The sequence below is a fragment of the Pseudomonas sp. 2995-3 genome, from assembly GCF_002742565.1.
Taxonomy (GTDB): Bacteria; Pseudomonadota; Gammaproteobacteria; order Pseudomonadales; family Pseudomonadaceae; genus Aquipseudomonas; species Aquipseudomonas edaphica.
The window spans coordinates 43,281-66,158 of sequence record NZ_LJSB01000224.1 but is presented as its reverse complement, the minus strand read 5'-3'; the positions used below and the strand labels follow the sequence as shown (position 1 = coordinate 66,158).

Below are 22,878 nucleotides of genomic sequence, written 5' to 3'. Positions count from 1 at the left end.
AGCCCCTTCACCACATCTGAACGCTGGGCGATCACCTCCAAGGAGTGACCATGTACAACTACGCAACCCGCTTTGAGCAAGACAGCGCACCAGGGCTGGCCGTGTTCTGCCGCGACCTGCCAGAGCTGAACAGCTACGGCGACGACAAAGAACACGCCATCAGTGAAGCGGTGGACGCGATTGAAACAACTCTGTCCATCTACGTGGATCAGCGCCGAGCTATTCCAGAGGCGTCCGCACCAGAGCCAGGTGAACAAGTCATTGTAGTGGTCTAATGAAACCGGACACCCATTTAGGCGAGAATGCTCGCCAGATCGAGGTGTCAGATGACCAAACAACGCCGCTCCTTTACTCCTGAATTCAAGCGCGAGGCTGCCGACCTTGTGCTCAAACAAAACTACAGCTACATCGAAGCCAGCCGTTCACTCGGCATTGGTGAATCGGCATTGCGCCGCTGGGTTGACCAGATTCAGAAAGAACATAAAGGCGTTACCCCGCAGAGCAAGGCACTGACTCCGGAACAGCAAAAAATTCAGGAGCTGGAAGCCCGGATTGCTCGGCTTGAGCAAGAGAAATCAATACTAAAAAAGGCTACTGCGCTCTTGATGTCGGAAGATCACGAGCGTTCGCGCTGATTGACCAGTTGAGCGCCCATGAGCCGGTTGATTGGCTGTGCAAGGTGTTTGACGTCACTCGCTCGTGTTACTACGCCCAGCGCCTGCGGCGCCGCACGCCGGATGTTGAACGGCTTCGATTGCGTAGTCGCGTCAGTGAGCTGTTCTCGCAAAGTCGCAGCTCTGCGGGCAGTCGCAGCATCCTGTCGCTGATGCGTGAAGACGGTGAGCAACTCGGTCGATTCAAAGTGCGTAGCTTGATGCGCGAGCTTGATTTAGTCAGCAAACAACCCGGCTCCCATGCCTACAAGCAAGCAACAGTAGAAAGACTGGATATCCCGAACACATTGAACCGCGAGTTCGATGTGCCAGCGCCCAATCAAGTCTGGTGCGGCGATATCACCTACATTTGGGCGCAAGGAAAGTGGCATTACCTGGCTGTCGTCCTGGATCTTTGTACGCGTCGGATCGTGGGCTGGGCGCTGTCGGAAAGCCAGACGCTGAGCTGGTGATCAAAGCGCTGGATATGGCTTACGAGCAGCGTGGCAGGCCTTCGGATCTGCTATTCCACTCGGACCAGGGATCGCAATATGCAAGCCGACTCTTTCGCCAGCGGTTGTGGCGATACCGCATGCGCCAGAGCATGAGTCGACGAGGAAACTGCTGGGATAACGCACCGATGGAGCGCGTATTTCGCAGCTTGAAAACAGAATGGATACCGACCGTGGGCTATCGAACTGCGCAGGAAGCACAGCGCGATATCAGCCATTTTTTGATGCATCGCTACAACTGGATTCGGCCTCACCAATTCAACGATGGGTTGGCGCCAGCGCGGGCAGAGGAAAAACTTAACGTCGTGTCCGGGATTAGTTGACCACTACAAGATGACTTGGAAGGCCGAAGGAAAAAGGCAGCTTAAACTCAGAAACCACGCAGAACAATCATCTGATTGCGCCGCTTGGCGAGCGGCGCAATCAACACGATTAACGGATTAACCGTTCGCTGACGACGACTTGGGGTAACCATCCGGGCATCCCACCTTGCGCTTAGGTGGAAGCGAACGGTGAACACGCCTACCGATCTCCAAAATTAAGGGCGATGGTGTCCGCTTATTTTCTAAGCGGACGCGATAGCCCTTAAATGCGCCAACGAAGCTCTTACTCCAAGTCGTTCAAAGCCCAGGTTGTCCAGAAATGCCTGCAGCCCGGCGCCTCCATTTCCAGCGTGGCCATCAGTCATGGCATCAATGCCAACGTGATCCGTAACTGGCTACCACTTTTCCGAGATCAACTACCCGCAACCCTGTCGGCGTTTGTTCCGGTAAAGGTCGCCCCGAAAAGGCAGGCCGAGTCATCGGTGATCATCGAGCTGCCATTTGGCGAGCACACCATCACGGTGAAATGGCCGTCTTCCGATCCCGAAGGATGTGTCAGTTTTGTCCGTGGACTTGCTTCGTGATCCGCATCGACGCAACTTGGCTGGCCACCGAACCGATGGATATGCGCTCCGGCACCGAGTAAGCGCTCGCCCGGGTCGTGGCTGTCTTCGGTGCGGCGCAGCCGCACTGTGCTTATCTCTTTGCCAACCGCCGAGGCAATCGCATGAAGGTGTTGGTGCACGACGGACTGGGCGTTTGGTTGGCGGCACGGCGTCTGCATCAGAGGAGGTTTTCCTGGCCGAGTAATCGGCATGGCGACCTAATGGAGCTGAATTCTGAGCAGCTCCAGGCATTGGTGGTATCTATGTCGAGGATGTGATGGAGGGTAAAGAAACCATCTACCAATTGATAAAGCCGGAAACTCAAGCCACCATAACTGCACCTGGTTCAGCATTACTGTACTTAAATACGTCGTCAAAGAACGCTAATCCAGCATGAGTCAGTACCAGATTGCCTTTTGCATTCCTGTAGGCGATCCCACGCTGCTCGAGATTTTTTCTAACTGCAGATGTAAGAGCCTCCCCTTTCATGTTGCTGGCAGACATAACATCTTGTTTGTCTTCTCCCTTCCCGATCTCCTCCATGATCCCATCAGACACACCAGCTTCCCCGTCGCGCAGAATATCAAGCTGGTAGCCCTGTTCATGCAGTCCGCGAGCAAGGATCAACAGCAGAACCTGTATTTTCCTGACCACCTCGCTGTACTCCTCATCGCGCTCGACTGAACGGATGTAGATAAAGCCATTCCGCATCACCAACTCAAACCCGATGTTCAAGTACAAGGGCTTGTAGCTCTGATCGTAGTTATTGAGCATCTCTTCGAAGAGCGGGTTGGGTTTTATTTCACCATTCTCGTAGGTGTCTTTGTTGATCACCTTCCCCGACATCAACTCTTTGTAGATGGCTTGGCTAAGCTGTTGTCTCACTACCCTGCTCCTCGATCCTCAATTTGTAATAGGTCAACTTCTGCCTGTCGTCCTCAATCACCCCTAACTGAAATCGAGGGGTTAGCACAATGTCCTCTCGGTGCTTTAGCCAAGACACGCCTTCCACTAGGTCAGCAATTTCGTAGTCGCTGATCTGCTGGGCCAGATGTGCGTGAAGCGACGCATGGGCGTCAGGCCCAACCTGAACATGCCACTCATCTATCAGCCTTCCAATTAGTTTTCTGCGCACGTCTAAAGCACGCCTGGCTTTGAGCACGTCCTCTCCAACTGGCTCAACAGACGTTGTTGTTACTTGGGTATTTTTAAGTGAATCCAGGCTACTCCGCAGATGCTCCTGAATGTGAAGCCAATGGTCTACGTTGTGCCATTCAATCTTGCTATCGGCTCTCTGCCTCTTCATGCCTTTGAAGGTAGAGAAACGCTCCAGTACCTCATGATCTTTAGGGATGAGATTGCCCCTTAGTTTCCCGTCATGGAGCTCCCGACAGGCAACCAGTAGATCGTTGAAAACACTCTCAACCTGATCGTACTCACGACGCTGACGTTCATTCTGATGCACGTAGCGCTGCAGAGACTTGCTGATGACCTCCACGTCGTAGCGATAGGAGCGAATGGATGCCACTGCATAGAGAACCTGCTGACCCAATTTTGGCAACTTGGCATCGCGGAACATCTCGGATATCCGCAGCAAGGCAGTGAGTGCCGGTAGGCCTTTCTTCAGAGGTTCCCTCTCGTTGAGGAACTGCAATGTGGGGAGAACATGCCTACCGTAGATTCGGGTGATCGCCTGCAAAGCACCGCGAGCCTGCTTCACCTCGTCGAGGTTCTCAAGGCTCATCACTTCGACGATCTCCGCCAGGCGAAGAGTCTGCCCCTGAAGACTGTCCACGTTCTCCTTGATCTTCCCTTGAGCGTAGCGGATGCGTTCCCGAAGTAGCTTAAGCTCATCCTCGAACGTGTCGTTACCCTGCTCAATCACTGTCAAATCGCGAAGCTTTTCAAGACTATCATTGAAGCTATCGCACAGCGCCTCAAGATCGGCGCTACTCAGCTGCCGAAGACGCGATCTATCAAAGTGGCGAAATAACTCGATCAAAAACGGGGCGAAGGCAATGACTCCTCGCTTGGTGTCATGGTGCAATATCAAGCTTGCCCGGACGAGGTTACGCACGTCGAAGGCCGCTTCAATTTTTTGCCGATCGGACTTACTGTCTCCCAGCGAATCAAGCAGCTTCATCACTTTTGACTCGTAGAGGCGAGTTGACACTTCTTCGCCAGCCGAGCCTTCATCCATGATGTCGATAAGATCAAGAAAAATGTGCTTATGCTCGATCATGAGCATGACCGTTTTGTCTGCTGCAACGATCATCCGGCAGTGATCTCCGCAACAGCATCGGCGGGATCTTTCTTTGTTCTCAGCGACTCGCTTTCACCTGTGTAGATCACTCGACGTAAGTGGCTGTATGCCCTGTCGGTGGCGAGAAAATGCGAAAGGTCGATGTAGTTTTCGATTACTTTCGCGATAGTAGACGTGGGCTCCGGCGTTGCCCCGAACAGCACGAACCCTTCTGACTCAGCGATGCCACGCGCAGCCTTCAGATTCAAGTGGCTCAGATTCGACAGCTCATCCATTACCAATGGCAAACAGATCTGTGTATTCGCAACCAGCAGCCTACGCAGAAGAATCGATAGCAAGCGGCAGTTAATCATTGCCGTAGTACCGTTGGATTGATCCTCTTCGGTGTACTTGTCATGCCCACGCTTGCGGTACCGATATCCAACCCGATCAATCAGCAGGCTCATATCCAGGGTGGTCCCCCGACGGCCACCGTTAACAAAGAACTCGGTACAGAAAGCTCGTAACCGTTCATACAAGCGCTTCTCGTGGAGCCCGGTTGTCATAAGGTTTATGGAATCAATATCGACCAACAGCTCTTCGAAATGGGGATTCAATACGCAGTAAATCTCGATCGCCTCGAGGTCAGACACACTGAACTCCGAGAGCTGGTCATCTACCTCTTTCTCGAACTCCTTGATCATCCTTCTGGCGTGTTTGATTTCGTCGATTTGAATAGAGGTATTCGAGTTATGCGCGGTGACCTTGGCCTGGTAGGTCTGCTGCTCACCTTCCAAGGTGCCAAACATCGCCGCGAAAGCTCTCCGACAGCTACGCATCCGACTCAAGTCATGGAAAGCATGGTAGCCAAAGTCTCTGCCCTCTTCGCCCAGCAAGTTACGTTTCAGCAGTTCATCCAAGGCCACTTGCAGAGCTTCTCTGCTCTTGGCTACCTCAGAAGCAAACTGGGAAATCTCCTTGATCTGGCTAGGGTGAAAGAAAGTATCGCGAGCTTTCAGCTTCATTTCCCGAATAGAAAGGAATCCTAAAGTGATCTCAGCTACGTTCCGGATCTGCTCAAGATAATTGCGCAGATCTTCGTTTTCCTTCCTGACCCTGGCGAGCACTTCTTTTGCGCGCTCAACCTGTACCGCTAGGCCCTCCAGCTCGCCGGCGGCATCCGCCACACTCTCATGTAGCTTGGCCAACTCTACTGTCTGTTCCCCCACCTCAAGTTCCAATGCTTTCTGCTGCTCGCGCATGTAGCCATGCCGACTGAGTAGTTGAACCTCTTCATCAATTTCAATCCGCTCGCGGGTCAGCTTCTTAGCTTTCTCCTTGGCCTGCTCAGCAGTCAACTTGCTGTCATCGTTTAGGCGCTGAATGAGGTCATCACAGTCCTTGATATCGTCATCCAGTTTGATCAGGTCTTGCTCGTGCTGCTTCCTTGCTCTGGTCGGGTCGAAAGACATGAAACCAAATGAGGTCTCCTGGCTCAGGAAGCTGATGAAAGAACCTCGCTCCTGGAATAGGCAGCCAAACTCTTTGATGGCTTGCTTCTGGTCAGAGTTGAGTCGAGGAGTCAACTTGGTGAACAGCGTAGAGTTCAAGCTACTCAGAACCGACGCACTGTGACGATCGACCTGCTCGAGAACAGTTTCCACATGTTCATCAAGAATTTTTCGGAGTTGGTCGCGCTGATGGAAAAGACTGTTCTTATTCCTGATCGCCTGGGCTAGTTGTTCAGCGCTCTGAACCTTGTTTGTCAGGGTCTCGATCTCTGCGGTCAACTCTGCGGAGAGATCGGATAAAAGCTCGCGGACCTCATGCTCTGTTGTGCCAGGGTAACGCCGAAGAATCTCGCTGACCTTGAATAGCTGCTTTTGGACACCGTCCAGATCCTTATGCCGGAGACTCAGTGCTCCAGCCAGCTTCAGATACTCAGCCTTGACCAGACCGTGGTGCTGTCTCTTAGCTGAGTGAGCCACATCAAGAGCCTGATATCTCTCGGATGCTGCCTTAACATCATCAAGAATGCTGGACTGCCTTTCAGCCAAGGCATGCTCAACATCGACGATACTCTGAACGATCAGTTCGGATTTCGTCTCAAACAGTTGGAACTGGCTATCAAAGCCCTCCCAAGACCTCCGCGCGCTTTCTATGTCCGCCAGGCGATCGCCTTCTTTTTTCAGGTTCTCATAGTCATCGAGGATCTCGCTCAGGCTGACACTCAGCTCTGCATTCTTCCGGTCCTTATCCCCTTCGATGATCGTGGCGATAGTATCCGGCAGAGTGCGGTTGTCCTTCGCCCCAATGTCGAAGGCCAGGTGGATTAGCATCTTCCACGCGTCGATCTCGCGTGCGGTACCGCCATTCCTAAGAGGCAGCAAGCAGAATCGGCCCTCATCACGATTAAGAGCCTGTTGACCGAAGAGCCGCTGGCGAATGACAGCACCGTCGTTCATTGCTTCCCCGCCCCGAGCTCGGAGATCCGAAAGCACACCAGAAAGTGAGATGCCTTCTATCGGAGCCCCCATGCCTCCATTGATGGGCGACTCAAGGTCCCAAAACATGTGCTGGATATCGGCATACATGCAAGGTACTGCCATACGGCCGTATGAGAATGGTCGATTCCCGCGGTGCAGGACCAGGCAGAACGGGCCGTGCATGTTCTCCGCTTCGAGGATGATGAAGGAGTGGTTTTCCGGGAAGTAGTAGCTGTAGCTAGCATCAGTCGAGTAGTACGTCCCGGCCGGCCCCTTGAAGGCAAATTTCTTATTGCAGCTCTTGAAGTTCTCGTGTGGCAGCAAAAAAAGCTTCAATGCATTCAGCATCGAGGTCTTTCCGAGGTTGTTCTGGCCACACAAAGCGGTGTGCTTGTCCACGCGGATTACGGTGTAGGCATAGGCAGCACTGTTAACAAAAATCAGCCTGTGGAATTTGTATACGTCCTGGAACGCGTAGGAGTCGCTCAACATCATCAGTCCCTTGTCGTTGTCGACATCAAATAGGTTTCCTGCTCTAGCGCTTTTTGGCTGTCTCGCATAAGTCCGATCAGTTCATTGGTTTCCTTGGATAGACCAACAAACTCAAGGAGATCCTGTCTCGTTTGCTCATTTAGTGAGTATTTGGAAGCGCTTAACCGATCGGCGATATCATCAGGGTACACAAACACTACCCGGTGCCCGTCTGGCAACCCTCTGAGAAGAGTTCGATACATTGTCAGCCCACCTAAGTCGACATCAAAAAGGCAGTACAGCCTCTGGTATTGGCTGAGAAATGGCATGTTCAGTCTGTTGGTGATCTGATTACCGGCGCTGAAAATGACGTCGAAACTTTCACTTTGCTCAGCTACGCCACAGTCGGCCAGGATGTCGACGGTCTGTTTGAGAGCTAGGAAGTTCTCGAGATTTTCCACCAGCAACGCCGCTGGTCGGAGAGTGTTAGGTGCTTCCCATCCATGCTTGCTCAGAAGAACCACGCTTGGATGAGGATGGACCACGCTTCGTGTTATCAAAAGCGAGCCGCTTACTGCTGCTGCGTGGCTACTTCCGTCGAAAGCAGCACCAATACGGCCCGTAATTTCTGATGGAGCGTGTTCACGAATCAGCTCCGCAAAGCGATCCTCACGCAAGACAGCCACCTGATAGCTGCTCTTTCCAATTTTCGACGTTGAAAACGTATCGAACAGATAGCCAGCACCCTTGCCATGCTTCTTCAACTCCTTAGCAAAAGCTTCAAAGTTGATCGGCTGACCAGAGCTGATTGAGTTCAGATAGGTGTAGATCCTCGACATTGCATCCCTTGCGCTCTGCGAAACAAGTGAAACCATAAGGTTTCTTGGCTGAAGCATACACCGCTCGTCGCGGCTACCGAGCTAAACGGCCCACCCGATTAAGCTGCCGCATACATGATGCGCCAGTCACCGAGCAGCTCGATTTCTCTGAAAGCATTCCAACGCATCCTTTGGGGTATTCGCAGAACACACCTGATGCAATGCCCGTTGGACTTCATACTCAGCGTATTCCTTTACCATCAACCCACTCCTACTTAGAAATTCCATTCGGACCATCACCATAAAGGCATATTGAAATCACTCCCCCTCCATGGAAAATCGCCTGCACTACTTTTCCACCATGGATAGCCGTCTCGTGCAACGCCTTCGCGGGTAAAAGTATCCAAACAATACCGTTGGGTGACTGCCTAAAAATTGCTGCTGCAACTCGACCGTTGACGGCATCCTCAGACTGCCTTCAGCTGTTGACAACAGGCAGCAATCGGCCCAAATCGGTCTCTTAGTCGGAGCTAACAGCCCTGCCGAAGGCAGGTCTGTTAAACCGTAGAGGATAAAAGGTACGAGCATCCGCATCTGAATGCCGAAACTGTGTGAGCAAAAGAGCTAGAGCGCTACCAGCTCGGCGATTTTTGCCGCAACCACCGCCATTGAATCTTCTGCAGTGTCCAAGCCGCTTCGAGAGGCGAGCAAGGGACTTACATTGCGGAGAGCTTCATACGTCGTGTTGTGCACAATGGGAACGAGCTGGTTACCCGCCAGGAGTGCCGAAAGCTCTTTGTCAGCAACACTCTCTTTGGGAAGGCGCGTCAGCAACGCGGGAGTGACCAGCACAAGCCCGATTCGCGAATTCGGTAGGCCCTTGTCGATTGTGCGCATCATTGGAACACCGAGACCTAGGTCCCTCTCACTAAACCAAACTTTCACACCAGCCGCCACGAGCAACTCGTGCAGCTCTTTGGCAGGTCCGTGCCGATCGTCCCATGCGTGGCACAGGAAGACGTCACGAAGGTCAGGTTGCTCCGCTGCTCGCGTCTCAACGGTTTCGCGAATTGGAGCGAGGGACTGCACCTGGGCCGGTGAGTACGATACGGATGAACCTGCTCTCGACCAGCGCGGCTTTGAACTGCTGCTGGACCCGCCACCACCACCGCTATTGTTAGCATGACTACCTCCATTGCCGACCGAGGGGGAGTAGGACGAGCCATAACCGTCATAGCGAGAGCTACTGCGGGAACTGTTGCGATAGCGGCATGCAGGACAGGCAGCGGCAGCGGCCGCTGAGTTATGTCCACGTACTGGTGCTGTACATCTAGACATGTCGTAATCCTTTATATGGGGAGCAACTAGCCCCAGGGCACAAAACGCGCCCTGAGCTCTGTTAAGCGACTAAATCAATTGCTCGCTTTTGGGCGAATGACGATGCGGAACGGTTGGCCGTTAGCACGTCGAATCACCTTTCCCGATTTGGTGGTGATCGTCATACGGTAAATGACCTCGCCTTCCGCCTCGGGCTTTTCGAACATCTCAAGCTGGGACATAAAATGCCTCCTATGAGGTGGCTCGAACACAGAACTCGCTCCCTTGCGGAGGGAGCCCATAGGGGCTACCATCCACAAGCTTTTTCCACAAAGCGCGAGAGACATCTGGAGCCAATTCAGACGTCTTTTCCCAAAGGCCGGTCAAGTTCGTACCTTGACCGGCCTTTCTGTTTCTGGCGTTCTGACATCCCATCCAAGCCTCCTTTTTGAATCGCCTAAGGTGCTATGGATAGATATGTATCACAACCATAACCAAACTCTATCATCATCATTTTGATTACGTCAAGCACTCATGTGTTATCATAGTTGCCAGATGCGCCCGATCAGATATTGGATATTCAGCAGGACAGGTAAGAAGGCAAGACGGAGAGCAAATGATTGATTTGAGCGAATACAGCCAAGCGCAACGGGAGCGCCTGGTGTACATAGATTTCCGCCTGTACTTCACGGGGGCCGTTTCACGAACTGATCTCATGGATCGTTTCGGGGTGGGCGCGGCAGCTGCCACCCGCGACTTCGCGCAGTATCGGGAGATTGCTCCTGAAAACACTGCGCTGGACACTGTGACCAAGCATTATGTGATACGCGAGACGTTCTCGCCTCTAATCGCGCACTCGCCTGAGCGCGTGCTCACGGCACTTTCCCAAGGGTACGGATACGGTCTAGATGGAGAGAGGCCGCTCATCCTAAACGAATCCGTTTCGCTGCTCAGCAAGCCAAAGGTAGAGGTTTTGGCACCGATCTCTCGCGCGATCAGCCTCAATCAGGTGGTAAAAATAAGCTATACCTCGGGGTCGGGCGAGTCTGAACGAGAAATCGTGCCGTTCGCGGTCAGCTGCGATGGCTTGCGCTGGCACGTCCGAGCGTACGATCGGAAACGCCGGAAATTTGTGGACTTCGTTTTGGCTCGAATCGGTACGGCTCAGACTCAGTGGGGGGCTAAACCCAAGAACGACGAAGACCAAAAGCGCGATGATCAGTGGAATCGAATGCTGGATCTACCGCTCGTGCCGCATCCTGATAAGAATTATGCGCAGATTGTGATGCTCGACTACGAGATGCCTGGCGGCGTGCTTAGACTTCGAGTGCGCGCAGCGATGGCTGGGTACGTCCTACAGCAATACCACGTGGACTGCTCACCTGACCACAGCATTGAAGATAACGCATACCGCCTATGGCTCAGTGATCCCTTGGCTCTCTATGGGGTAGAAAGCTCAATGTTCGCGCCGGGATACAGAAGCCCACATGGAGACTTGGGCGGGAGCGATAAAATTGGAGCCAGTTGAACGATCTGCGCTTTGAATGCTTGAGCTAGAACATATTCGACCTAGATCTCAGAAACAGAGGGGTTCTTGGGGCTCATTGTGCTGGGGCGACCATAGATTTTATGGCTCCCCCTCACGGCATCAGCTAAACCGACTCAGCAGTTCATACCCCACGTAGGCCATCATCGATCCGAAAAACACGGCCAAAGTGATCGTCAGCTGACGTAGCTTGGCCTGGCTCTGATCAAGGCGGGCGCTCAGGGAGCCAGTATGCTGATTCAACGCCCCGATGATTCTGGCCTGCCCGTCGGACAGTGTGTCAACCAGCACCTTACTGGCCTGCAGTTTCTGGTCTGACTGCGCTTGTGACTGTAGTGAGGCGTCTTTCATGCTATTGAACAGGACTTGATGCACAGCAAGAGTGGCCTGGTGTTGGTGCTCCAAGCGCTGGCTAATCTCTGCTACAGCTGCTTTCAAACCAGAGGCCATAGTGGAATTGATAGCATTCAACCCTGACGCCCATTGTACGAGGGCATTATCCAACGTTGTCCGGCTCTCACTGAGCTGCATGGGCAGCGCCGCGATTAGATCTGTAGCGCTCCGTTGTGCCTCACCCACGTCGGCTAAGGCCTTGAGCACACGGTGCTCGCTTTGCGCGAGCGCCGTGAGGCTTTCTCTCAGACTTGCGTCTAGGGAATGCGCCCCAGCCTGAGCGTGCTCGGCGAGTTGAGCCTGAAGTTGAGGGCTCCATGCAGCCTGCTCATCGCGTAAAGTGCCCAGCAGTTCAACAGCGTCCTTGCTACGTTTAGCTGCAAGGGTACTCTGCGTTAGGCAATCAGCTAGGGGGACACCGACCAGTTCGATCTCTGCCTTGATGTCGGTAAGATCGCCCTCCAAACCTTTAACCGACTCACCCAGCGGCTTAAGCGGCTCCTTGAGAATTCTCACCATCAATTCAGCTAGGCTTTTCTCTTTTTCCTGGATTTGATCACTCACAATGGATTCTCTAGAACATTGGATTAAGCGCGTAAACCTCGCAGGCTTTGTTTAGCCCGCTGCCTGCTGGTTGAACGCTAGAAATTCGTAGTACTGCTGACTCAGAGCAACGCAGGAAAACAGCCCAAGCAAGGCGTCGCTGGGGTCACTCTGTGCAAGCGCAGCGGCGTATTGTTGATCCAGCGCGGCACTATATTCTTGCTCAAGCAGGCAGATGAAGCGTTCGCAGCGTTCAAGGTCCTCTTTGGAGTTCAGTGTGATACGAGTGCGCTCTGCGTCCTGCTCAACGATACTTTGTTCAATCACACCAAGGCGCGCTTGGGCAAGCCGCGTCTCTTCCTCATGCAGCGCCACCTGGTTCTTAACCTGCTGGAGCTCTTGACTCGTTGCTCGTTGGGTGCCCATAAGGGCCTTCAGCCATTGGTCTCGCCACAGGTCCGCCAGATTCGTTAATGCTGCCGTGCCGGCCCGGCGCACGCGAGCGCGGTCTTCTTGGTAGTTACTAGATGACCAGTAGGTGTCTATCCAATAGTCGCTGAGTACGGAGCGTATCGACCAGAACTCGGCGCTTAGAATGTCATCTACACTTTGCTGCTCGGGCTCCTCGAAAAGTCTACGCACCTGTCGCCAGTATGGGAGCGGGCAATTGCCGGGCTGAACGTCAAGACGAATAGCGCCTAATGTACGAGCGTACTCCCTGATCAGCGTGTAAAGGGTCTCCCGGTCGTCCTTTACGCCTCCCTCCTTTGGCCTGTACCGCTCATTAGGATCAGCCAGCAAAGCCTGAGTAGCCTGCGCTATAGCGGCCTCGCCCTGCTCATAAGGCTTTTTGGCCAACAGTTCGGAGACGTCTTTGAAGCGCCGGTGCGATCCCTCAACCATTACCGCCCAATTCTGAACCTCAGTGGTCAAGGCTACTCTGCGCAACTCAAGCGCCTGGAGTGTCTCTTCAACAGCACGAGTTTTCTTATGCAGGATGTAGCGCACGCTGATATGGGTATCGAGCGTACTTCGCAGGCGCCCCATGGGCGTGGTGCTGCTAGTAATCTGCTCAAGCAATTCGTTGCGTAAGGCGGTGATAATGGGCGCCATACGCGAATGCAGCAGCGGGTCATCCTTTTCCGCTTGGTGCCAGCTGTTACCGAATTCGAGCGGGAAGAACAACCGCGGTTCACGGGCAGGCTCGCTGAGTTTACCAAACCGCTCAACCTGCTCAATCAGTCGCTGGCGCACCTGAGCCGCATCGACCTCATGCTCTTTACGCAGTATGTCTTTCACTGACTTCGAGAAGTACGAGTAAGTGGTGACAACCCGAAAGCGATAAGGCATGGATTGCCAGTCTTCAATGCCCGGGAGCGTGATCGCCCCGGGGCACAAGAAACCAAGGTCATCGCCTTTGCCTACCAACAGGATCAGGTCTGCGAAGGGCAAGTACGTTTTGGCCATCAGGTTAACGTGTCGCTGTTCTTCTTCATTGGCAGGGTTATCACCGGGCAGGTCGAGTATCCGCACGCTAGAGCCTTGGGCACCGCCCAAGAAGCAGCTCTCAGGAAGGTGAACGACACAGGGAGATACTTCAGCTTTTAACTGGCCCCGTTCCATCTCCGTACGCAGCGCACCCAAGGCCAGGGTCATATCTCTGTCCTCAACCAACCAACGAGTCTCGCCCTTACGGGTCAATCCCCAGCGTTCGCTAGTCGAGCGGCAATACTCCATGGTTGTTGCGGTGGCCGACTGACCAGCCTCGCGCCCACCGCGCAGTACCTTTGAGATTCTGCCCATTTGGGCCGGTACAACCCCCATTAGGTCCAGCAGCAGCGTGGTTTTACCTACTTGCGTTTTACCGAAAACCACCACGTACGGTTCAGTCACCGTCTCTCTGAGTTGCAGACGCTGCTGTACGTCCCGACTCAATGTCTGAACCAGACGCGCGTAAGCACGCAGAGCCCATTCTGGCTGTCGCACCTGTAAGGCGTGCCAGTACTCTACCGCCTGGTTCGATGTCACTTCAGACCCCGCGTCCATCGGCAAACACGTGAAGGCCAGCGGCAGAAGCGTCGAGATCATGACGGAGGTCACTGGTCAGCGACTTCACATCGGCCATAGCACGGGCCAGACGGTCTTTGCGCATCAGACCTTCATCCATTTTATAGCGTGTTCGCAGTGCCTCAACGATCCTGCCCCGCGCCACAGCCATGGTGTCATCGAACTGTTTGCGCAAGTGGCCGACGTGGGCGTCATGTACGCTATGGAGCATGGAGTGTGCTTGCGCGCTAGCGGCCTTTTCAAACGTACGTAGCCGTGTCACCGCCACAGCAGTCAAGTAGCCTGCCGCAACTGCTGCAGCGACTGCGACGGCAGCTGGATGAAGCGTCATTGGCACTGCAGGTAGGTTCGCTTCGTCCGACGAAGTATCACCAATAATCGTCGCCAGGATATCTGCTTTGCCATCACTGAGGACATCAACCGCCATTACCGTCGCCAGCGATTTAATAGCCGTTTTGCCGAGATCTACACCCGCGCCGAGGCTCTTGACGCCGTCCTCCACGAGGTTACTTCCCTGCGCTGCCTCAGTCGTTACCGCGACATCGTGGATCTGGATAACCTCCGGCAAGGCGTAGACCAGACGCGTGTACTCGAGTGCAATCGCAGGCACTATTTTAACGCTTTTGCTCAGCGACTTACTCGATGCCTGAAGAGTGCTGACGTTCTCGTGTGAACGGTGACCAAGTAGCAGGCGTACATCGCTGGCGATGTCAGGGGTCAGCGCTTTAAAAGTAACCATCTGACCAGAAGGATGCATATAGCCAACCTGTTTCAGCGAGCGCGACTGCTCCTGTGTCAGCAACAGTTGAGGTCCGTTGGCGTCTGGAGCCTTATCTTCTCGTCCCAGCTTACTACCTGTCAGCTTCGCCAGCTCTTCCGAGTATCGAATGAAAAGTTGCGAGGCGCCGTGTTCCCACGACTGCTTTACTACGGCACTCATTTTCATCTTGGTTTCACTGGTGGTATCGAAGACGTTGGAAATCCAGTTGCCGAAACCTTCGTGTTCTTCCTTCAACACCTTATCTAGCGCATCACTGGCCTTTGAAAGCGCCTGGCTTACCAACTCACTTACCAGTTTCAGATGAGTATCCCGCAGGTCCTGCGCTGCGTCATCGAACTCTTCCAGTACCGCTTGCAACACCTGCGCACCTTCTGTGCTTTCGTCGGTGCTAAAATACAATTGCGACTTACTACGGATCAGGCTTAACACCCGTGTCAGGTCCTTACCGACCAGATTGGAGAGATCGCTCATTTGCAAATGACGGTTGGCCTGACCGGTGAAGTTTAGGTCGTGTATCGCGCGCTCCATGTGAGGCATCCAGTGCTCGATATATGCGGGGTCGTCGGTACCAGTCAAGATGATGTGACGCTCAGCGTCCTCGGCCGATACCTGAAACGTTGTTTGCGCACTGTTTCGTAGCTGCTGGCGCTCGGCTAAGTCATCGCGGCTGTCTTCAGTTTTGGTAATCGCCACATAGGGCCGAACACTCGACAGTTCGCCGTCAAGCATGTCTTTGACAATTTCGACTTGTTGTTGATTAGCCATTCGAGTTTTATCGGTTACCACAATACAGCCACCTGCCGCCACCATGGCCTGGCGCATCAGTTCCTGCCAGGCACGGTTATCACGGTCCTGTTTCTCATAACCGGGCAGTAGCAACCAAGCTTGGTTGTCGCGCTTGAAATACCGACGCGGCACACGTAGCACGGGCAGTAAATCACCGGTGGCGGGATCGCTGATTACTCGATGAAATTCGGCGACCTCGACCGGAACATCCTGAAGCGTGAAACTGCTAGCTCCCTCGTCTTTCAACAAACGGCGCACAAAACCCTGTACCTGTTGCAAGCCTTCCTGCTCCAGAACCAACACAGGCATTTTCTCACCCCGGCCCTCGTTGCCCTCAAGCCATTTATCTTCGGCTTCGAGCAAGCCATACAAACATGCCATCAACGTCGTCTTGCCCGCCCCTTGAGAGCCGCCAACTGCAACTACCCAAGTGTCGCCTAGCACCTGAGCAAGCAACAGCCGGCGCATGACTTCCAGTAACTTATCGTCGATTTCTTCATTGCCCAGATCAGTGCAGGCACCGCGGAGGTGGCGCAGTGCATTGTTCAGGCTTTCAAGCAGGACTTCGGGGGACTGCAGGGTCACTATCGTTTCCTTTTTCGATCGTCGATGTTGCCGCCGCTTGGCGGCCCTGAAAGCAATCCACTTTTTACTGGAGACTCAGGTAGGGCCAAGAGAGCTCTGAGTACAGATGACCAGTAGAGTGCTGAGTATGGGAACGGATGCTGGGGGGGACACGAGGGTAGCCAGGTCACCGCTGGCGAAAAACTGCAGACTTGCATCACACGAATCCCTTTGGCTCTGGGTTCACCTAGCGCGGCTACGTGACCGCTGTTAGTCAACTTCCCTATTAGGAACCTATCGGCTGGCCGCTTGAATACTTAAACCTCAGGGGCATTCAGCGCCTGCTCTTACTTTTAAGACTCAGTTTCAGGCACCCGATCCAAAACACAGCTTGATGGTCCTCAGGCTACTTGCCAGCGCAAGCTACAACGCAATCTACGATTTTTTCGAGGGCGCCGTACGCCAGCTCCGGCGACCAGTGCGAGGACGTCATCAAGCTATTGTCTGTTCAGCCACTTTCGTTGAGGTACGCAATTTGGCTGAACTAAAACATAGACTCGTTCGGCCAGTGGTTCCGCTACTAAGGTATAGCGAATGCGCCAAATTGCCGGGATATCCATTGAAAAAGTCATTCAAACGCGCATCGCTCTCAATCGGCCAATGGAGCGTGATGATCTGCGCCCTTACTGCTGAAAAGCTACTTCTGATGATTGTAGCTATTCGTCCGCAAGCAAAAACTTTCCGATCAATAGCGTTCCTCAGCCCATGGTTCTCGTAGGGCAATTATCGGATACTGCCATTGCGCCAGCACCCATCTTTCAAGGTTGAAACGACTCATGGCAAGGAAGAAGGCAAAACATTCCACAAGTAACGGCATCCTGATCATTTTCGCTCTGGCCTTCGGCGCAGTCGCATCGATCCCGAAAAATGCTTGGATCGCCATTGGTGTTATTGCTTGCATTGCCGCGCTTTTTTGGCTGCTGGTTCGTCGCTCAAGGCGACAGGCCGAGCAATTGTCAGTGCCCGCTTCGGAGACGGAACGTCTGCGAGAGCATCAACGGTCAGGCCTCACTTTCTCTATGCGAGAAGTTTCAGGGAGCCATATGGGCACAGAGGAAAACTCTGATTTTTACACTGTCCAACTCGGCTCAGCATCTTCAAAGTCCTTCAACATTCCAAATGCGAGCACGCAAAAACCTGATGTTCGCTGGGTGCCAGCAGGTGAATCTGTCACCGTTTCCGGTTTTTTAATTCCGGGTGGCATGTTCTATATGGGCAGCGTGCTAGGTGGCCGGCACGATGCAGAAGAACCCTCACTGATAAACCCCAAACTCCGTATCGCAAAGACACACGTCGATATAGAAGAACGGCTGATGTCCTATTGGCCTAGTTTTCACTCCATCACGTCAGAGGCTCGCCGTGGATACCTTCAATGGCTGGAGGGCGGCCGTCGTTACCCACTGGCAGACACCGGCTACGTATTTTTGTATTTCTATGGTCTAGAGCGTCGAGCACTCGTTGACGCAGTGAGTGACCCGGGCGTTAAGGCTGAGCTTCCTTTGATCGTAGAAGAAGTCCAGCGCCTATTGAGTATCTACGGGGAAAATAGGTCGTTCAGGGGATATGCGGAAGGTTTTCTGGATTACCTGAGCAACACCAAGATCGATCCAGACCTTTACCTTGGCCCACCTCCCAACGTTGTCGCGTATAGCTACGAGATGCCACTGCCACTGCGCGTAGGCCTGGGGCAATTCGCTTCCAACAAGCGCCCCCTTGATGCCGATTGGGCATTAGCCTGGGCGCTAGCTGACCCCAACATCAGCAAACGCACGCCCGTGACTCGCTGCAAGGATGTCTTTTCGAGACTGTTCAAGCTTAAGTACACAAGCGCCCATCCTAAGGGTCTTGTCCTGGCGCAGAACAAGACAAAACTTAAAACCAGCTATCGGCCGGCCTCCGCGGTCTTAATGGCCCCCACGCTTAGCTTGGGTGACCTTCCTGATGTCCTGGCCACGTCAGGTACACGAAAAAACCTGCAGTTGCTGGTTGAGCTATGCACTACCGAGCTTGAACCCTACAGCCGATATTTGGGCCGCAACCCTGATAGCGCAGAAGCTCTCGAAGGTCTTTTGCAACTTCCCGTCGCTCTCTGGCCGACGGCAGCCCGTACAGAATTGGACGAGCTTCAATTCAGAATTGGCGACGACCTGATTGTCATGAGCTTTGGCGAACTCGCAGGCCGGTTCAAGAGCGCCGGCGCCCTGTCCCGCGACAAAGTACTTGCACTTGCCCGCGCGCTGGAATCGCTTCACATCGGTATTGAACCCGACGTACTGGCTGGCAGTAAGACACCGAAAGCAGAAGATCAAATCGCGCTGTTCGTGACTCAACCAGAAGACGGGTCACTGCGAGCTTCTGCTGCCTACAATGCTGCTTCGGTGACGCTCGACCTTGCTAGTGCTGTGGCTTCTGCCGATGGTGATACCTCCACTGAGGAAGTTACGCTTCTTGCTCAACACATCGACTCCTGGAATCACCTGAGTGTGGCCCATCGCAAACGCCTTAAAGCACACCTGCGAATCCAGATCCAGCAACCACCAACGCTGGCCAGCCTAAAGAAAAAACTCGACCCACTAACGGTCGAAGCCAAACGCACGATTGCCAGCTTCCTGGCCCATCTGGCGCAAGCAGATGGCATCGTCAGCCCATTGGAAGTGAAACTTCTTGAGCGCGTTTACAAGGCCCTGCAGCTGGACAGTCAGTTGCTGTACAGCGATCTCCACGGTGCTGCATCTGGAGCAAGTATTGCCTTCGTAAAACCAAAAGCCGGCATTCCTCGTTCCGAGCCTGGTACCCCGATCAACTCCACTGCAAATCAAGGGTTCGTGCTTGATCACGAGCGCATTGCAGAACTGCAACGAGAAACCGCAGAGGTCTCCGCCCTCCTTGCCAAAGTCTTCACTGATGACCAGGTTGACGAACCGGAACAGTTGATCGATGTGGCAGAATCAGTACAAGAATCGAGTGCAGACATTGATGGTCTCGATTTGGAACACTCTGCATTCCTTCGGTTGCTGATCTCACGCCCTGAGTGGAGCCGCTCCGAACTTGAAGCTGCCGCCAGCGACATGGAGCTGATGCTCGATGGTGCCCTGGAACAAATTAACGACATGGCTTTTGAACGTTTCGACATGCCCGTCACTGAGGGTGATGACCCTGTCGAGATCAATACAGACATTCTGGAAGAGTTAGCCCTATGAGCACTATCAGAGCCAAGGATCGCGATGCGGTCATCCAGTCGCTACGCGCAGGCGTCGTTCCTCGCGTGGGCCAACACCTGATTCAGGTTGGCCGGGTAGGCGAACTAGATGCCCTGATTAAGGACGTCAATCGCCTGGTTGAAAGTGGATCGGCATTTCGAGTCGTCATTGGCGAGTACGGTGCGGGCAAGACGTTCTTTCTGAACCTGGTACGAGCCATTGCCATGGAGCGCAAGCTTGTCACCATGCATGCCGACTTGAACCCAGATCGCAGATTACATGCCACGGGTGGACAAGCACGTTCGCTTTACTCCGAGTTGGCTAAAAACATGTCGACTCGTACGAAGCCCGACGGAGGGGCTATGCAAGGCATTGTTGAGAAGTTCATCTCTCAGGCCAAAACCGAAGCCAAGGCGGCGGGTACGGACAGCGAGACTGTTATTCGTGCTCACTTGGCCGAGCTGACCGAGATGGTCAACGGGTATGATTTTGCGGAGGTGATTGCCGCCTATTGCCGAGGTTTCGAAGAAGGCAACGAGCAGCTCAAGGCCGACGCCATCCGTTGGTTGCGTGGAGAGTTCACCACTAAGACTGATGCCCGAGCAGCCTTGGGTGTACGAACCATCATTGATGATGCCTCCGTCTACGATCAGCTCAAGCTCCTGTCGAGATTCGTCAGACTTGCAGGTTTTGGCGGTCTGATGATTTGCCTCGACGAACTGGTCAACCTCTACAAACTGGCCAATACCCAAGCTCGTAATGCCAATTACGAACAGATCCTCCGTATTCTCAACGACTCTCTGCAGGGATCGTCCGAAGGGCTTGGTTTCGTTTTAGGTGGCACTCCTGAGTTTTTGATGGACACTCGTCGGGGGCTATTCAGCTACCCTGCCCTGCAATCTCGATTGGCCGAGAACTCGTTTGCAAAATCAGGATTGGTGGATCTGTCGGGGCCGGTCATTCGCCTGACCAGCCTGACCCCGGAAGACTTCTACGTACTGCTTCAGAAACTTCGTCACGTATACGCTGGCGGAGATGCTGAAAAGTACTTACTGCCTGACGAGGCGCTCCCACTGTTTATGGCGCATTGTAATCAGCGCTTGGGGGAAGCCTACTTCCGTACGCCGCGCACCACGATCACAGCGTTCATCAACCTGCTCGCCATCTTGGAGCAAAACCCGGGCGCCGATTGGCGGATGCTGCTTGGAGCTGTCGAGGTCGCCAGGGACTCAGGCGGCGAAGATGATACCAAAGTCGATGCGGACGATGAACTTGCCACCTTCACACTCTGAGTCATCGGGTTTCGATCAACTTGAGTCCCGAATCCAGCGATGGGTTTGGGCGGAAGGCTGGACTTCTTTGCGCGACGCCCAGGAATGGGCGGTACCTGTGCTGGTGGATGCCGATCAGGATGTCATCATCGCCGCAGCAACGGCGGCAGGCAAAACCGAGGCCGCTTTTCTTCCCATCCTCACCAATCTGCTGAATCATGATGACCCACCCGGTTCGGCGCTGTATATCAGCCCGCTCAAGGCCCTGATCAACGACCAGTGGGACAGGTTAAGCCGTCTTTGTGAGCAACTTGAGATTCCCGTAGTGGCTTGGCACGGGGACATCTCCTCAAGCAAAAAACATCGTTTTTTGAAGTCCCCTGAGGGGGTGCTTCTGATCACTCCTGAATCCCTTGAAGCCCTGTTCGTCAACCGCGGTTCTAGTCTTGGCGGGGTGTTCCAGCACCTGCGCTATATCGTCGTGGATGAGCTGCATGCGTTCATCGGTAGCGAACGAGGCAAGCAACTTCAGTCACTGATGCATCGGGTAGAACTTGTTGCCGGGCACCGTCTCCCTAGAGTCGGGCTCTCAGCCACCCTCGGCGACATGAAGATGGCGTCGGAATTTTTGCGTCCGGGAAATGCCGATGGCGTTACCGTCATTGAATCAAAAAGCTCCAACCAGACTCTCCAGGTGCAAGTTCGTGGTTACATTCAGCCACCCATGAGCGAGCTCAAGAAGAAGCCCATGAAACTTTCTGAGCAAGAGGGAAATGAAGACGAGACAGAGAACGAGGCAAGCCCAGACTTCGCGATCGCTGATCATCTTTACAAGGTGTTACGGGGCAGTAATAACCTAATTTTCCCAAACAGTCGGTCGCAGGTTGAATGGTACGCAGATCAACTGCGTCGGCGCTGCGAGAGAGACGGCGTGCCGAACGAATTCTGGCCTCATCACGGTAGCCTTTCGAAGGACTTACGTGAGCAAGCTGAGCATGCTCTCAAGGCAGGGACTCACGCGGCATCCGCGATTTGCACTACGACGCTTGAGCTCGGCATAGACATCGGCAGCATCAAAACAGTCGTGCAGATTGGTGCCCCACCATCGGTGGCGAGTCTGCGACAACGTCTAGGGCGATCGGGAAGGCGCCCAGGAGAAAAAGCAACGCTGCGCATTTACTGCAAGGAATCGCCACTCAAAGATGGATCGAGCCTCTCGGATCAACTGCGCCAAGGGTTGGTTCAAACCATTTCCATGGTTCGACTGCTGGCTAAGGGGTGGTTTGAACCTCCCAGGGCTCAAGGCATTCACGCGTCCACCCTCGTTCAACAATGTCTTTCAGTGATTGCCCAGTGCGGCGGTGCATCTGCTGCAGATCTCTGGAAAAGTTTGATTGCTGAGGGAGCGTTTCCAAAAGTTGAGAAACCAGACTTTGTGAAGCTGCTCAAGGCGCTCGGAGAGCATGAGCTCATTGTTCAGGACAGCTCAGGATTGCTGCTTCCTGGGACGGTTGGAGAGCGATTGATCAACCACTATGAGTTCTACAGCGCATTCACCAGCGACGAAGAATTTCGCCTTGTATGCGATGGTAGGGCACTGGGATCTGTGCCGGTAAGCCGTCCACTGACCAAGGATCAGCGCATTATTTTCGGAGGCCGGAGGTGGCAGGTTCGTGATGTTGATCTCCAGGCCAAAGTCATCATCGTTTCAGCTGCACGCGGTGGCGCCCCTCCTCAGTTCGATGGTCTGGGTGCGATGGTGCATGACAACGTACGCCAAGAAATGCGAGCCGTCTTGGCAGACACACTCCCCTGCCCCTTTATTGATCAAGGGGCTCAAGAGCTTCTCGACGAGGCTCGAAAGACATTTGTTTCGCTGGGACTTGGTAAGCGCTACATAGTTGAGTCGGGCGGTAAGTGTTATCTGATGAGCTGGCTAGGTGATCATGCCAACGATGCACTGCGCTTGTTACTCAATCATGTCGGCCTTTCTTGTGATAACGCAGGCCTTGCCATTGAGGTTGACGCCGACATCGGTCGAACCCAAATGGCAATGAAGGAAGTCGGAAGCCTGGATGCTGCTGATCTAGATTCGATACTTTCGGAGGTGGAAAACATGCTGCGCGAAAAGTGGGATTGGGCACTGCCGCAATCCTTGCTGATGAAGTCGTTTGCTTCCATATCGCTCGATATCTCGACCGCAATTCTTTTTGCACAGAGTCATTCCGTGGAAAAATAAG

Annotated in this window: 15 protein-coding genes and 2 pseudogenes; 8 read left to right on the top strand and 9 right to left on the bottom strand. The window is 53.7% G+C overall.

Annotation, left to right across the window (positions count from 1 at the left end; genetic code table 11):
• Window positions 1–50: 50 nt before the first annotated feature.
• The 4 genes and pseudogenes from AOA62_RS23605 to tnpB all read left to right on the top strand — a co-directional run.
• Window positions 51–263, top strand: a pseudogene (locus AOA62_RS23605) (type II toxin-antitoxin system HicB family antitoxin); the annotation flags it as partial.
• 63 nt (window positions 264–326) lie between these two features.
• A pseudogene (locus tag AOA62_RS23600) lies at window positions 327–1,488 on the top strand (IS3 family transposase).
• Between the two features lie 266 nt (window positions 1,489–1,754).
• Window positions 1,755–2,072 carry a transposase gene (locus AOA62_RS23595; RefSeq protein ID WP_099549934.1) on the top strand — a complete coding sequence of 106 codons (318 nt, stop codon included), beginning with the start codon at window positions 1,755–1,757 and terminating at the stop codon, window positions 2,070–2,072.
• 77 nt (window positions 2,073–2,149) lie between these two features.
• Window positions 2,150–2,371, top strand: a complete 222-nt coding sequence (tnpB, locus tag AOA62_RS32670) for an IS66 family insertion sequence element accessory protein TnpB (RefSeq protein ID WP_143521905.1) — start codon at window positions 2,150–2,152, stop codon at window positions 2,369–2,371.
• Between the two features lie 43 nt (window positions 2,372–2,414).
• On the opposite strand, the gene AOA62_RS23585 is transcribed toward tnpB, so the two are convergent.
• The 6 genes from AOA62_RS23585 to AOA62_RS32080 all read right to left on the bottom strand — a co-directional run bounded on the left by AOA62_RS23585 (window position 2,415) and on the right by AOA62_RS32080 (window position 9,669).
• Window positions 2,415–2,978 carry a hypothetical protein gene (locus AOA62_RS23585; RefSeq protein WP_034099035.1) on the bottom strand — a complete coding sequence of 188 codons (564 nt, stop codon included), beginning with the start codon at window positions 2,976–2,978 and terminating at the stop codon, window positions 2,415–2,417.
• Window positions 2,962–4,368 (bottom strand): hypothetical protein, encoded by a 1,407-nt coding sequence (locus AOA62_RS23580; protein WP_099549933.1) that lies wholly within the window; start codon window positions 4,366–4,368, stop codon window positions 2,962–2,964. Before AOA62_RS23580 ends, AOA62_RS23585 begins: the two co-directional genes overlap by 17 nt.
• Window positions 4,365–7,310 (bottom strand): hypothetical protein, encoded by a 2,946-nt coding sequence (locus AOA62_RS23575; RefSeq protein WP_143521904.1) that lies wholly within the window; start codon window positions 7,308–7,310, stop codon window positions 4,365–4,367. The genes AOA62_RS23580 and AOA62_RS23575 overlap by 4 nt, the downstream gene beginning before the upstream one ends.
• Window positions 7,311–7,315: 5 nt before the next feature.
• Window positions 7,316–8,188: a hypothetical protein gene (locus AOA62_RS23570; RefSeq protein ID WP_143521903.1), complete on the bottom strand. Its 873-nt coding sequence runs from the start codon at window positions 8,186–8,188 to the stop codon at window positions 7,316–7,318.
• A gap of 546 nt (window positions 8,189–8,734) precedes the next feature.
• A complete protein-coding gene (locus tag AOA62_RS23565; RefSeq protein WP_099549930.1) occupies window positions 8,735–9,448 on the bottom strand; it encodes a toll/interleukin-1 receptor domain-containing protein in 714 nt (237 codons plus the stop codon).
• A gap of 74 nt (window positions 9,449–9,522) precedes the next feature.
• A complete protein-coding gene (locus tag AOA62_RS32080; protein WP_178075653.1) occupies window positions 9,523–9,669 on the bottom strand; it encodes a hypothetical protein in 147 nt (48 codons plus the stop codon).
• Window positions 9,670–10,043: 374 nt separating this feature from the next.
• Here AOA62_RS32080 and AOA62_RS23560 point away from each other — a divergent pair, with 374 nt between their 5' ends.
• Window positions 10,044–10,955 (top strand): YafY family protein, encoded by a 912-nt coding sequence (locus tag AOA62_RS23560; protein ID WP_099549929.1) that lies wholly within the window; start codon window positions 10,044–10,046, stop codon window positions 10,953–10,955.
• A gap of 120 nt (window positions 10,956–11,075) precedes the next feature.
• On the opposite strand, the gene AOA62_RS23555 is transcribed toward AOA62_RS23560, so the two are convergent.
• Genes AOA62_RS23555 through AOA62_RS23545 form a run of 3 tightly spaced genes read right to left on the bottom strand, consistent with a single transcriptional unit; the run spans window position 11,076 to window position 16,128 of the window.
• On the bottom strand, window positions 11,076–11,930 hold the full coding sequence (locus AOA62_RS23555; RefSeq protein WP_099549928.1) for a hypothetical protein: 855 nt from the start codon (window positions 11,928–11,930) through the stop codon (window positions 11,076–11,078).
• Between the two features lie 51 nt (window positions 11,931–11,981).
• A complete protein-coding gene (locus AOA62_RS23550) occupies window positions 11,982–13,997 on the bottom strand; it encodes a hypothetical protein (RefSeq protein ID WP_256592470.1) in 2,016 nt (671 codons plus the stop codon).
• Window positions 13,939–16,128, bottom strand: coding sequence for a sugar kinase (locus AOA62_RS23545; protein WP_099549926.1), 2,190 nt, complete (start codon window positions 16,126–16,128; stop codon window positions 13,939–13,941). Before AOA62_RS23545 ends, AOA62_RS23550 begins: the two co-directional genes overlap by 59 nt.
• Window positions 16,129–16,943: 815 nt before the next feature.
• On the opposite strand from AOA62_RS23545, the gene AOA62_RS23540 reads away from it, so the two are divergent.
• From AOA62_RS23540 to AOA62_RS23530, 3 genes are read left to right on the top strand one after another with little or no spacing between them, the layout of a single operon-like run.
• On the top strand, window positions 16,944–19,367 hold the full coding sequence (locus AOA62_RS23540) for a TerB N-terminal domain-containing protein (protein ID WP_099549925.1): 2,424 nt from the start codon (window positions 16,944–16,946) through the stop codon (window positions 19,365–19,367).
• A complete protein-coding gene (locus tag AOA62_RS23535) occupies window positions 19,364–20,659 on the top strand; it encodes an ATP-binding protein (protein ID WP_099549924.1) in 1,296 nt (431 codons plus the stop codon). Before AOA62_RS23540 ends, AOA62_RS23535 begins: the two co-directional genes overlap by 4 nt.
• On the top strand, window positions 20,634–22,877 hold the full coding sequence (locus tag AOA62_RS23530; protein ID WP_099549990.1) for a DEAD/DEAH box helicase: 2,244 nt from the start codon (window positions 20,634–20,636) through the stop codon (window positions 22,875–22,877). The genes AOA62_RS23535 and AOA62_RS23530 overlap by 26 nt, the downstream gene beginning before the upstream one ends.
• Window position 22,878: the final 1 nt, after the last annotated feature.